11 protein-coding genes are annotated in these 13,306 nt (G+C 58.5%); 5 read left to right on the top strand and 6 right to left on the bottom strand.

Annotated features, from left to right (window positions below; all coding sequences use genetic code 11):
- Positions 1–25: 25 nt before the first annotated feature.
- Positions 26–970, top strand: coding sequence for a PDR/VanB family oxidoreductase (locus tag ACRZ94_RS15775; RefSeq protein WP_480654991.1), 945 nt, complete (start codon positions 26–28; stop codon positions 968–970).
- 79 nt (positions 971–1,049) lie between these two features.
- Here the strand turns inward: ACRZ94_RS15775 and ACRZ94_RS15770 are convergent, their stop codons facing one another.
- From ACRZ94_RS15770 to ACRZ94_RS15750, 5 genes are read right to left on the bottom strand one after another with little or no spacing between them, the layout of a single operon-like run.
- On the bottom strand, positions 1,050–2,027 hold the full coding sequence (locus ACRZ94_RS15770) for an HpcH/HpaI aldolase/citrate lyase family protein (RefSeq protein ID WP_480654989.1): 978 nt from the start codon (positions 2,025–2,027) through the stop codon (positions 1,050–1,052).
- 29 nt (positions 2,028–2,056) lie between these two features.
- Positions 2,057–3,028: a 2-hydroxyacid dehydrogenase gene (locus ACRZ94_RS15765; protein ID WP_480797798.1), complete on the bottom strand. Its 972-nt coding sequence runs from the start codon at positions 3,026–3,028 to the stop codon at positions 2,057–2,059.
- Positions 3,028–3,915, bottom strand: a complete 888-nt coding sequence (sucD, locus tag ACRZ94_RS15760; RefSeq protein WP_480797797.1) for a succinate--CoA ligase subunit alpha — start codon at positions 3,913–3,915, stop codon at positions 3,028–3,030. The genes ACRZ94_RS15765 and sucD overlap by 1 nt, the downstream gene beginning before the upstream one ends.
- Positions 3,915–5,111, bottom strand: a complete 1,197-nt coding sequence (locus tag ACRZ94_RS15755; protein ID WP_480797796.1) for a malate--CoA ligase subunit beta — start codon at positions 5,109–5,111, stop codon at positions 3,915–3,917. Before ACRZ94_RS15755 ends, sucD begins: the two co-directional genes overlap by 1 nt.
- A 28-nt stretch (positions 5,112–5,139) precedes the next feature.
- Positions 5,140–6,381, bottom strand: a complete 1,242-nt coding sequence (locus tag ACRZ94_RS15750) for a pyridoxal-phosphate-dependent aminotransferase family protein (protein WP_480797795.1) — start codon at positions 6,379–6,381, stop codon at positions 5,140–5,142.
- A 216-nt stretch (positions 6,382–6,597) separates the two neighbouring features.
- Here ACRZ94_RS15750 and ACRZ94_RS15745 point away from each other — a divergent pair, with 216 nt between their 5' ends.
- The 4 genes from ACRZ94_RS15745 to ACRZ94_RS15730 all read left to right on the top strand — a co-directional run bounded on the left by ACRZ94_RS15745 (position 6,598) and on the right by ACRZ94_RS15730 (position 12,471).
- Positions 6,598–7,227, top strand: coding sequence for a response regulator transcription factor (locus tag ACRZ94_RS15745; protein WP_480654980.1), 630 nt, complete (start codon positions 6,598–6,600; stop codon positions 7,225–7,227).
- 120 nt (positions 7,228–7,347) lie between these two features.
- A complete protein-coding gene (locus ACRZ94_RS15740; RefSeq protein WP_480797794.1) occupies positions 7,348–8,607 on the top strand; it encodes an aminotransferase class V-fold PLP-dependent enzyme in 1,260 nt (419 codons plus the stop codon).
- 276 nt (positions 8,608–8,883) lie between these two features.
- Positions 8,884–9,993, top strand: coding sequence for a DUF4172 domain-containing protein (locus tag ACRZ94_RS15735; protein WP_480797793.1), 1,110 nt, complete (start codon positions 8,884–8,886; stop codon positions 9,991–9,993).
- A 420-nt stretch (positions 9,994–10,413) separates the two neighbouring features.
- Positions 10,414–12,471, top strand: a complete 2,058-nt coding sequence (locus ACRZ94_RS15730) for a DEAD/DEAH box helicase (protein ID WP_480797792.1) — start codon at positions 10,414–10,416, stop codon at positions 12,469–12,471.
- Between the two features lie 356 nt (positions 12,472–12,827).
- Here ACRZ94_RS15730 and ACRZ94_RS15725 read toward each other — a convergent pair whose 3' ends face one another.
- Complete coding sequence (locus ACRZ94_RS15725) at positions 12,828–13,256, bottom strand: GFA family protein (RefSeq protein ID WP_480654973.1); 429 nt, start codon at positions 13,254–13,256, stop codon at positions 12,828–12,830.
- Positions 13,257–13,306 lie beyond the last annotated feature (50 nt).

Here is a 13,306-nt window from a genome sequence, read left to right as displayed (position 1 = left end):
TGGGCAATGACATAAGGGACCTCTGATGACTACACAAACTGCACGCTTGATCCGCAAAACCCGGTTGAGCCCAGATACTTCGGATTTCTGTTTCGAGATTCTCAGCGGCCGCTTTACCAGTCTGGAACCCGGTGCGCATGTGGATATTCACCTAAGCGATGATCTGGTGCGGCAGTATTCCTTGTGGAGCTGGAGCCAGGACGGTCGACTGATCAATGTCGCCGTCAAGCACGAAGAGGATGGTCGCGGCGGGTCCATCGCCATGCACGCGCTTGAGGAAGGGGTCGAGCTGCCCATCGGCGGGCCGCGCAATCACTTCCCTCTGGAAAGCCATGACCGGCACGTCACCCTGATCGCGGGCGGTATTGGTGCCACCCCGTTGGTGGCCATGGCGCGCGAGTTGCTGAACCGGGGGCAGGATTTCCGGGTTTATTATCTGGTGCGGTCCAAGGACTATGCGGCGATGGACAAACAGTTCCGCGCCCTGGGGCTGGATGAGTGGTATCACCTGCATTGTGACGACACAGACGGGCAGTTCGATCTGGCCGCGGTCATGCAGTCCATGCCGATGGGTGCCGATGTCTATACCTGCGGCCCCGAGCCGATGCTGAACGCTGTTCTTGAGGCGGGTACCTCATTGCGTGGTGGTGCGATCCACTTTGAACGCTTTGCGGCGGCGTCGGATATCGATCACGCGCCCAACGAAAGCTTTGAGGTTGAGGTGCAGTCCTCGGGGGCCGTGTATACGGTCACGAAAGACGAAACGCTTCTGGACGTTCTGCGCAGCAATGGCGTTCATGTGGATTTCGGCTGTTCCGAGGGGTTGTGCGGATCCTGCATGGTGGATGTTGTCGAGGGCGAAGTCGACCATCGCGACGGCATCCTGACACCGGAAGAACAGGCATCGAACAGCTACATGTGCGCCTGCGTTTCGCGTTCCAAATCCAAGCGTCTGGTATTGGCGCTTTAGGGTCGCGGATATTGCAAGTTTAAACGCGGCAGCGAGGACCAAGGCCCCCGCTGCCGTTTTTTCGTTTGATCCGAAGTCCTTACGCCGCTTCGATCTGGCGCGCTTTTTCGACAAGCACTTCGGCCTGACGGATCGAGGCATAGTCGATCAGACGCCCGTCCAGCGATACGGCGCCTTTGCCTGCGGCTTCGGCCTCGGACATGGCGACCAGAATGCGCTGTGCCTTGGTGACTTCGGCGTCAGACGGCGACATCACCTCATTGGCCAGCGCGATCTGGCTGGGGTGGATGGCCCATTTGCCTTCGCACCCCAGAACAGCGGCCCGTTTTGCGGCGGCGCGATAGCCGTCGGGGTCCTGGAAATCACCGAACGGTCCGTCAATCGGGCGCAGACCGTTGGCGCGCGCGGCGACGACCATGCGGGCCAGAGCATAGTGCCACATATCGCCCCAATGGGTCATACGGCCACCATCTGCATCTGCATCGGTCAGAACCGAATAGTCCGGGTTCACGCCACCGATGATCGTGGTGCGGGCGCGGGTCGAGGCCGCATAGTCGGCCACACCAAAATGCAGGCTTTCATTGCGCTTTGAGGCTGCTGCGATCTCGCTGACATTCTGCATGCCCAGGGCGGTTTCGATGATATGTTCGAACCCGATGCGCTTCTTGTAGCCCTTGGCGTCTTCGATCTGGGTGACCAGCATGTCGACCGCGTAAACATCTGCCGCCGTGCCAACCTTGGGGATCATGATCAGGTCAAGCCGCGTGCCGGCCTGTTCCACCACATCCACCACGTCGCGGTACATGTAATGCGTGTCCAGACCGTTGATGCGCACCGACATGGTTTTGTTGCCCCAGTCGATGTCGTTCAGCGCCTCTATGATGTTCTTGCGCGCTTGTTCCTTCTCATCCGGCGCAACGGCGTCTTCGAGATCCAGAAAGATGACGTCAACGTCAGATTTTGCCGCTTTTTCGAACATGCCGGGCTGGCTGCCCGGAACGGCCAGTTCGCTGCGGTTCAGCCGGGCAGGGGCCTGTTCAATGGGGTGAAAGCTCATGAGGTTGGTCCTTGGTTGTAAAGCTTCGTTCAGATCACGCGGTCACGGGGTTCCTGGCCGCTGAAAAAGTCGTGCAGGTTGTCGAGCACGCGAAAGCCCATTGCCTCGCGGGCCTCGCGCGTTGCGCTGCCCATGTGGGGCAGCATCACGAGGTTGTCGCAGTCCAAAAGCGCCGGGGCGATGTGGGGCTCGCCGTCGAACACATCCAGCGCCGCGCCGCCGATCATGTCGAACATCAGCGATTGCGTCAGGGCGTGTTCGTCGATCAGTTCGCCCCGTGCGGTGTTGATCAGGAACGCGTCAGGTTTCATCAGATCCAGCCTGTGCGCGTTGATCAGGTGTCGGTTCGCGGCCCCTCCGGGGCAATGCAGCGAGACGAAATCGCAGCGCGGCAGCAGCGCGTCGATGCTGTCGACCTGGGTTGCGTTGCATTGGGCCAGAACGTCCGGGGCCACCGGGCTGCGGCTGTAGACAAGGACAGTCATGCCAAAACCGTGATGGGCGCGTCGCGCCATTTCCTGACCGATGCGGCCAAAGCCGATAATACCCAGCGTCTTGCCGCTGACCTTGGTGCCGGTCAGATGGGTGGGCCGCCAGCCGGTCCAGTTCCCGGCGCGCAATTCACGCTCGCCCTCGCGGGTGCGGCGGGCGACCATCAGCAGCAGCGTCATGGCAATGTCGGCTGTGCATTCGGACAGCACGTCGGGCGTGTTGGTCACGGTCATGCCCAGCCCACGCGCTGAGGGTTCGCAGATATGGCTGTAGCCAACGCCATAATTGGCAAGGATTTTCGTCTGCGCACCGGGCACGTCCAGCGCCTCGGCGCTGAGCGTGTCGGTGACGGTTGGCAGCACCGCATCATAGGTTTTCAGCGCTTGCCGGATTTCAGCCGGGGACAAGGGTTTGTCCCCGGTGTTGAGCACGGTGTCATAGCTCTCGGCCAGTTGCGCCTCGACGGCGGCAGGCCAGCGGCGGGTCACAAGAACCGAGGGTTTGACCATCACGCAGCCTCCATCACCCGAGCGATTGTTTCACCGATCACGGCGGGGTTTTCCGCCACGGTCACACCGGCGGCGGACAGAATTTCCACCTTTTCGCTGGCGCTTTCGCCAAAGGCCGAGATGATCGCACCGGCGTGCCCCATGGTCCGGCCCTTGGGCGCGGTCAGACCTGCAACATAGGCGATCACCGGTTTGGTGATGTGGTTGCGGATGTAGTCTGCCGCCTCTGCCTCTTGCGGGCCGCCGATTTCACCGATCATGGCGATGACATGGGTGTCTTCGTCTTCTTCGAACCGCTGCAGGATGTCCTTGAAGGACGAGCCGTTGATCGGATCGCCGCCAATGCCGACGCTGGTCGAAACACCGATCCCGCGCTCTTTCAGCTGCGCTGCGGCCTCATAGCCCAGCGTGCCCGAGCGGCCGATGATCCCGACGTGACCGGGCAGGTAGATATGCCCCGGCATGATCCCCAGCAGTGCCTTGCCCGGCGAGATGGTGCCCGCGCAGTTCGGCCCGGTCAGCACCATGCGCTTGTCCTTGGGATAGCGGTACATGTAGCGTTTCACGCGGATCATGTCCTGGGCCGGGATGCCGTCGGTGATACAGACGCAATAGCGGATACCGGCATCGGCGGCCTCCATGATCGAGTCGGCGGCAAAGGGCGGCGGCACGAAGACAAGGCTGGCATCTGTGCCGGTGGCCTCAACCGCCTGCTTGACCGTGTCGAAGACGGGCACACCTTCGACGGTCTCACCGCCCTTGCCGGGCACGACGCCGCCGACGACATTGGTGCCATAGTTCAGCATGTCCTTGGTGTGGAACCGTGCCATACGGCCGGTGATACCCTGAACGATAACGCGTGAGTCGCGATCCAGAAGAATGCTCATTACACAGCCCTCATCTTGGTGCCCTGAGACAGGTCGTTTTTCCATGCGCCCACGGCGCGTTCGGCGGCTTCCATCAATGTGGTGGCGCGGATGATGGGCAGGCCGGATTTGGCCAGGATTTTCTGGCCTTCTTCCACATTCGTGCCCGCCAGCCGGACGACGACGGGGATGTCGATGTCCAGTTCCTTCAGCGCCTGAACAACACCTTCAGCCACCCAGTCACAGCGGTTGATACCGGCGAAGATATTCACCAGGATCGCCTGCACATTCTGGTCCGACAGAACCAGACGGAACGCTTTGGTCACACGCTCGGGCGAGGCCCCGCCACCGATGTCGAGGAAGTTTGCAGGCTCACCCCCGGCCAGCTTGATCGTGTCCATCGTGGCCATCGCCAGACCGGCGCCGTTCACGATGCAGCCGATATTGCCGTCCAGGCCGACATAAGACAGACCGCGATCCGCCGCGCGGCTTTCGCGCGGGTCTTCCTGACTTTTGTCGCGCAGTTCAGCGATTTGCGGGTGACGGAACAGGGCGTTGTCGTCAAAACTCATCTTGGCGTCCAGCGCCAGAACCCGGTCATCGGCGGTGATGACCAGCGGGTTGATCTCGACCATGGTGGCGTCCAGATCGCTGAAGGCGGCGTAGCAGCCTTGCAGCGTGCGCACCATCTGCTGCACCAGCTTCGGCTCCAGCCCCAGTTTGAACGCAATCTCGCGCGCCTGGAATTCCTGCAGGCCCACCGCAGGTTCGACAATGGAACGCACGATGCTGTCGGGGCGTTCGGCCGAGATTTCTTCGATCTCCATCCCACCTTCGGACGAGGCCACGATCATCACCCGCTGGCTGGAGCGGTCCAGAACGAGGCCCAAGTAAATCTCACGATCAATCGGCACCGCGCCTTCTACATAGACGCGGTAGATGCCCTTGCCTTCGGGGCCGGTTTGATGGGTCACCAGCTTGCGGCCGAACAGGTCGTCACAGGCCTGATAGATCTCGTGCTCGGTGTCGCACAGTTTGACGCCACCGGCCTTGCCGCGCCCACCGGCATGGACCTGCGCTTTGACGATCCACTTGTCGCCACCCATTTCACGCGCGCGGTAAGCTGCCTGTTCGGGGCTGTAGGCCAACGCACCCGGCGGGACGTCGACGCCAAAGTTCGAAAGAAGCTCTTTCGCTTGATATTCATGGATATCCATCTGCAATCCTCCCGTTCATGCAGTGTGATTATGCGGCGATCGAGGTGCCGTAACGGCTTTCCAAAAGGGTCTCGATTGCGTCCTGATCAACATCGGCGCCCAGCTCGCGCAGGGCGTCGGCAAAAAGATGTATGATCCGGCTGACAGCATCCCGGTTCAGCTGGTTGAGGATGCCGATGCGGACCTGCACCGGCGCGCTGAGCGTGGGCCAGATGCCAAAGCCTTGGGCGCGGCAGTTCTGCACCAGCTCCATCTCGCGGCCCGCCAGTTCCGGCGGCAGGTTCAGTACCACAAGGCTGGGCATGTCCGACGTCACCTCGCACCCCATGGCGATCACCGCATCGCGCAGAACCTTTTCATGGGTGCGGTAGGCCAATGACCGTTTTGCCAGACCTTCTTGCAGTGTCAGGCGCAGGGATTCGTGGAACGCGGCAACTGCATAGCCCGAATGCGTCCGGTGATAGGTGCCTTTTTCGACATCCTGACCATCAACGATGCCCCAGTGACGGGCCTCAAAGATGGGGTTGTGCACATAGGTATAGGCACCAGACGTCTTCAGACTTTCAATATAATCTTCAGTAAAGCTGACCGGCGCGTAGGTCAGCGGCAGGCAGCACAGGCCCTTTTGCGGGCAAGAGGCCCACCCAGCGATACCCGGATAGTCGTCGATTGAGAAATCTTCGGCACCCAGCGATGACACGGCGTCGATCAGACCCATGGCACCGTGGCGTTCGCACGCGTCCGAGAACCCGCGCAGATCATTCACGCGACCAGACCCGGTTTCCCAATGCGCCATGAAAGCCCATTTGGGCTGATGCTCGGCCAGGGCAGCTTCAACCAATTCACCCGTCACCGGCTGACCGTGCGGAACCTCAATTACGGTGACGCTGGCGGCCTGCGGGTCAAGGGGATTGGCGGCGTGTTCCTCGGGTGTTGCGGCCTTGATCCGCAAAGTGAGGGCATCAATGCCCGAGAAGGTGCCATTGGTGAACGCAACAACCCTGTCACCGGGCATCACTGCGGAAAACATGGTGTCCAGCGCGCTCCAGCCCGTTCCGGCGACCGCAAAGGTATAGGCGTTCTGAGTGCCCCAGACGGCGCGCAGCATGTGCTTGCATTCTACCATGCCGCGCAGAACGTCGCCCTGCATGTGATCCGCCACCCCTGCGCTGGCAAAGGCATGCAGGACGCGGGCATCGGTGTTTCCGGGCCCGGGGCCGGCGGCCATGGTCTCGGGGATTTCGAGCGGAGGGAAGATCTGAAAGGTCATGGCTAGATATCCTCGGCAGTTGGGGGCAGCGGGGCCCGGTGTGTTATGTTGCCGAACAGAAAACCCGCAGTTGCCAGTGGACGCAACGTAACTTACTACTGCTTTAGGATGGCTATTTGGGTGGGGAAATACCTACCCATACCGGTAAAAATACCAGTGTATACCAAATTAACGCCTACCCAAATAGGTGGTTTTTGACAAATTCGGGAAGAAAAGATGGGTGATAACGCTAACGCTCCGATCGATGTCATGCTGGCGGATGGCAACCCGTTGGTTTTGTCGGCGATGTCCGAAATCTTTGAGCGGGATTCGCGATTCTCGCTGGTGGCGACGTCGGCCACGGCCGAAGGCTTTTTGGGAACGGTCATGCGCGTGCCCGTGAAAGTCGGCGTGGTGGATTGGAACCTGCCGGTATTGGGCGCGGCCAAACTGATCGAAGTGCTGCGCGAACAGGCCAACGCGCCGCGCTTTGTGGTTTACGGTGAGGCGACAGGTGAAATCCCGCGCCTGGCCATGCAGGCCGGGGCAGCCGGTTTTGCCGCCCGATCCGGTGAGGTTGAGGGCTTGCTGGAAACCTGCGCTGACGTGGCCGCAGGCAAGATGGTGTTTCCGTTTATCGATGTGCGCAAAATGCAGCAGGACCCGATCCAGAGCTTGTCCCGCAAGGAACGCACCATACTCGAAGCTTTGGCGCAGGGCATGTCCAACCGGGACATGTCGAAAGAGCTTCAGATCTCAACCAACACGGTCAAGTTCCACCTGTCCAACATCTATGAAAAACTGGCTGTAAAGAACCGGGCGCAGGCTATTGCCTTTTATTACTCGTCTCAACTGTCCCGCGGGTAGGGCGGATGGCGTTGGCGGGCCATCTGATGTCGGCAATGTGAAAGATTGCATCCCCCGTGGCGGTGACGTTAGGTGTGAGCGACCCGCTCTGCCTGCCCAGACTATCGATAGGACCGCGCCATGATTCAGAACAACCCCGCCTTGATCGAGGCCATCCGTGACCGGTTCGCCCATGTCGACAGCTGCCCGTTTCAGGGCGAGCGTATTTTCTTTGAAAATGCGGGCGGGGCGTTGACGTTGAAATCGGTTGTTGAGACATCGGCTTTTTATGCGGCAATCCCGGACAATCCGGGTCGGATCAATCCCGCGGGGCAGGGGACCCAGCAGGTGATTAACAAAGCCAAAAGCGATCTGGGCGTTTTCATGAACGCCTCATCGGGTCAGTTTTTTGCCGGGGAAAGCGGGACCGAGTTGCTGTTTCGCCTGATCCGCACCGCATGTCTGGCGGCACCAAAAGGGACCAAATTTATCGGGTCCTCCATCGAACATCCCGCCACGCGCAGCGCCGCGCGCCGCTGGGCCGGGATCGCGGGTTTGGATTATGTGAATGTGGCCCATGACAATGAAACAGGCCTGGTTACCGCAGACGATTATGCAGCGTTGATGACGCCGGACGTGGCGGTTGCAACGATCCTGCATGCCTCGCCCGTGACCGGAATGGGGATGGACGTGGCGGCGATTTCAGCGGCGATCCGTGCGGTTGCGCCCGAGTGCATGATCATTGTCGACGGCATCCAGCACGCGGCGCATGGCCAGATGGACCTCGACGCCTATGGCGTGGACGGCTATGCCATCTCACCCTACAAAGTGTTCTCGCGTCACGGATACGGTATCGCCTGGATTTCGGACAGGCTCAGTTCTCTGCCGCACGACATGCTGATCGACGCGCCCGCAACGGGTTGGGAGTTTGGGACCCGCGATGCAGGCTCTTACGCGACCATCTCGGATGTGGTGGCCTATTTCGACTGGCTGGGCATGCAAGTGTCTGACGAGGAAAACCCGCGCAAACGGATCGAAGCTGCGGGCCGCGCCATTCACGCCTATGAGACTCATTTGACCGATATCGCCATTAACGGCACAGGTAACCTGCCGGGGTTGCGCGACATGGATCATGTGACCCTTCTGGCCGGCGCCGATAACCCGGCGCGCGAAGGTCTGGTGTCCATCGTAGTGGACGGATACCCTTCAGAAGATGTGGTCGAATTGCTGAACCAGCAGGGCATTCGTACACACACGCGCAAGGCCGATCATTACTCAGGCAATGTCCTGACTCCGCTTGGCTTGTCGGATTGTATCCGCATATCCTTTTGCCATTACAACACCGAACAGGAAATCGCGCGGATGCTGAGCGCGATCAAGGTTCTCGGGGATGTTATGTGATTAGATTAACAGATTGCTGATCTAATGCTTCTGATCTGACGTTCCCTCCGGGTGTCGGAGTAAGTCAACACCGGGGCTGAGTTATAGAGACTCGCCTTCGATTGAAGTCAACATCTTAAGATTTTTGCGCTTTTTGAATGTTTCGACGGTTCAAGTGCTTTAAGGCGACGTTAAACAAAAAAGCTGATGAGCTTAAAAAGATGAGCAATAGGATTGACCTCTATAACTCAATTTACGATAAATAATGAGTTATAGACTGGATCCTTATACCTCACGATGTGGAACTGGCAGAGCCCTGATTGGCCGACATTTCGTTACGATGCCTCAAGACTCGAACCATACGAGCAACAATTCCTATTGTCCTCAGGGGAAGTTCTTGGAGCGGTTCATCATGTGAACACATCGGATCGGGATCAATTGCGTATCGACCTGCTAAGCGAAGAAGCAGTTAAAACCAGCGCGATCGAAGGTGAGATGCTGGATCGTCTCAGCGTGCAGTCTTCCTTGCGTCGGCATCTTGGACTGGCTCCCGACAGTTATCCATCCAAACCGCGCGAACAGGGCGTTTCTGAGATGATGGTGGATGTCTATTCCACCTATACGGAACCACTGTCACACGACACCCTGTTTCGGTGGCATGACATGCTTCTGTCCCATGACAGGCATCTGGAAACGATTGGAGCATACCGGAGCCATGGGGATGCGATGCAAATCGTCTCGGGCAGGTTAGACCGCCCGACGGTGCATTTCGAAGCGCCACCGTCGCATCAGGTTCCGGCTGAAATGGACCAGTTCGTGGCCTGGTTCAATCGGACTGCACCGGATGGTACCGAGCCTTTGCGCGCACTGATCCGGGCGGGATTGAGCCATCTGTATTTCGAGAGCATTCACCCCTTCGAAGACGGCAATGGACGGTTGGGCAGGGCGCTGGCGGAAAAATCACTGGCGCAAAACATTGGTCAGCCAAGCCTGATTGCTCTTGCGTTCACAATCGAGCGAGAGCGGAAGACTTACTACGACCAGCTTGAACGTCATCAAAAGACGCTGGACGTCACGCCTTGGCTTATCTGGTTTGCCGAGACCGTTCTTACAGCACAGCAGGTGACTCTGGAACGGGTTGGCTTCTTTATAGCCAAGACGCATTTCTATGACCGGCATCGCGATCAGTTCAACGCCCGCCAAACCAAGGTCATCGCCCGGTTGTTCAAGGCTGGGCCAGATGGATTCAAAGGCGGATTGAGCGCCGAGAACTATATCTCGATCACGGGAACGTCCCGCGCCACGGCAACGCGGGATCTGCAAGACCTTGTAGAGAAGGGGGCTCTGATCCGAACGGGTGAACTCCGATACACACGCTATTGGCTAAAGTTGGACCGGGCAGCGTAGGCGGCTAACGGCCATCCGGCACAAGTGTGAAATGCCTCGTCGCACAAAAAAACGGATTTATAGAAGTCGATTTAGGCAACGCTGCAAGTACCAGACAATCAGCTGCTCCAAAGCCGCATTGCGCGACAAACACATAGAGCTACCGCCGCTTTGCGCGGTGCAGACTTGGACAGCGGCCCAAAACTGACCATGCCGGTGCTGTCCAACGCTTCGCTGCAGTAAGCGTTAGTCCGAACCTTCACGCCACCACAAATTCTTACCGCCTGAATTCACAAGACGTGAAACACAGTGGCGATTGGTCGAGCGGATGCGAGAGTCTGTCTACTGTGATTGCCACATTCTCATACCAGCGTACGTTACAGACTATACATCTGAACCAAATACCGCTATCGCCGGGTCTTTCCCGGCATCTGGTGACCCATGCAAGACTTTTCTGCCCTCCCGAAAACCCTATCCGCAGCGCTGTCCAAAAAGGGCTATAGCGGTTTGACGCCCGTGCAAAAGGCTGTCTCAGATGAAGCACTGGCAGGAAAAGACCTGCTCGTCTCAGCGCAGACCGGTTCCGGAAAAACCGTGGGCTTCGGGCTGGCGATGGCGAAAGAGCTTCTCGATGAGCTTGGTCGATTTGATCGGCCTGCGACGCCATTGGCCATGGTTATCGCCCCCACGCGCGAGCTGGCTTTGCAGGTTCGAAGAGAGTTCGACTGGCTGTTTGCCGAGGCCGGGATCGTCACTGCGTCGGCCGTGGGCGGTATGGATGCGCGCACCGAGCGCAGGACGCTTGAGCGTGGGGCACATGTCGTGATCGGCACGCCCGGTCGGTTGCGCGACCATATCGCACGGGGTGTGATCGACCTGAGCGATATGCGGACCGTCGTTCTCGACGAAGCGGACGAAATGCTGGATCTGGGTTTCGCCGAAGACCTGCAATACATCCTTGATCAAACCCCTGAAAGTCGGCGCACCCTGATGTTCTCGGCCACAGTGCCACCGGGCATCTCCAAGCTGGCCCAGACTTACCAGAAAGAGGACGCGCAGCGGATCAAGGTCGGCAGCGCCGAGGCGCAGCATTCGGACATCACCTATCGCGCGCTCAACGTGGCCCCGTCGGACATCGAAAAAGCGATCATCAATCTGCTGTGCTATCACGACGCACAGACCGCAATCGTGTTCGCGAACACCCGATCCATGGTTGCGCGTCTGACTGCAAAATTCTCAAACCGGGGATTTTCTGTCGTCTCACTGTCGGGGGAGCTCAGCCAGACAGAACGTTCCAATGCCATGCAAGCCCTGCGTGACCGGCGCGCGAAGGTCTGTGTTGCAACGGATGTGGCCGCCCGTGGCATCGATCTGCCGGGGTTGGAGTTGGTGATCCACGCAGATCTCCCTTCAAATGCGGAAAGTCTGCTGCATCGCTCTGGACGGACAGGCCGCGCGGGACGCAAGGGAACGTCCATCCTGATTGTGCCAGGCCGGCAACGCTCAAAGGCGCAACGATTGCTAAAGACGGCCAAGCTTGAGGCCGAATGGGGCACGCCGCCCTCGGCAGAGGAAGTGCTGGCACGCGAAGAGGACCGCATCATTTCCAATCCCGCTTTGGATGAGCCGCCAAGCCCCGAGGAAACGGCTTTTGCAGAACGGCTGCTTAGCGGCAGAACACCCGAGCAGATCGCCGCAGCCTATTTGCGCCTCTACAGAGAGCGGAACTCAGCACCTGAGATATTGGGTGCCGTGCCGGAAGCCGGCAAACACAAACCTGACCGGCGCGCAGAGTTTGGGCCAAGCACGTGGTTCTCACTTTCCCTGGGCCGCAAACAGCGCGCCGAGCCGCGTTGGTTGTTGCCAATGCTTTGCCGCAACGCGGGTCTGTCCAAAGACGCAATCGGCGCAATCCGGGTTCAATACCAAGAGACCTTTGTCGAGATTGCCAATGACGCCGTGCCTGCAATGAAACGGGAATTGGGCGATGACCTCACCATTGAACAAGGTGCGGCGCTGACCGAGCTGGCGGGCACGCCGAATTTCGACGCCTCTCCCAAAGGGCCGCCAGCAGCATCCTATTCACCGGACGACACTGCCAAAAGCCGGGGGCCGCGTTCAGGCAAACCGTCAAAGGTTGCGCGTGACCCCCAACGTTCTGACCAGGATGCCCGTATTGGTTCCGAGCGTCCGAAGGGGAAAGGAAAATCCGCTGCAGGCACTTCGAACAAGCAAGCAAGCGAAGCCAAGCCGAAACGGGCCAAAGCTGAGCCAGCGCCGCGGTCAAGCGAGCGTGGAAAGGCAAAACCACAATCCGCCTCGAAGGACAAGAAGCGGCAAAAACGAGATGCGAACGCTTCCGATACATCCAAATCTTTGAGAGCACAAAAGGCGCCTCGCAAGACCAACACCAAAGACACAAACGCACCGCGTTCAAAAAGTAAAAACGGTAAGGGCGGTGAGGCAAGACCCTTCCGCAAGCCATCGAAGAGAAGCTGAGTGTTCAGATACCTATCGTTGGGTCGATGGGAAAAGACATGCGTGCTTTTTGAGAGAATTGCGGTTTGGCACGACTTGCGGCCAAAAGGAGGCCTTGGAAACCGGGTTAGGATGCTGCAGGCGGATTCCACTCTCCGAACATTCGTCGGGAGTTCTCAGCCCTATGGATGTTGGAAATCCCTACAATACAACACCCGCAATAGAGCCAACCCGAAAAAGCGGATCCGCATGCCTCATGTGCCGAATTGTACAGGCTTTGACATTTGAAAATAGATCACCCAAGGGGTTGATCCAAGACCTCGAACAACCCGTCGTGCAGTTTGCAAAGTGCGGAGTCCTAAAACCACAGTATCAGTTTATGAGCGGTAGTCGCTCAAATCCTCGGGAGCATGCAGCAATGTCCCGTCATATTTTTTGAGGTCATCGTTCATCTGAAGCCACGGCAGTTTGCTTTGATAGTTCACATGGAATGTCGGTTTGAAATCCGCAGGGTTTTCAAGGGATGCTGCGTATAGGTGCATCCCTCCTGCATAGTGATCAGCCTCAAAACCAATCGGCGATCCGCAATCTTTGCAAAAATGCCTGAACACGCCATTAGAGCTTTCGATGGTCTTTGGAGCATGTCCAATCCATTTAAAGTTCCTGATTGGTACACCCAGCCAGGCGACGACCGGCGCGGCGCAGTTTCTGCGGCAGTCGTCGCAATGGCAGTAGCAGGCCCAGGTCACTTCGCCATAAAACTCCCATTGCGTTTTTTTGCATAAGCAAAACCCTCGCGTTGTCATCTGTACCTCCAACTATTGCATATGGGTGGTAAGAACCCTTTCACGTTGCT

It is taken from the genome of Ruegeria sp. CH10 (assembly GCF_056537125.1).
This window is presented reverse-complemented; position numbering and strand designations above follow the sequence as displayed.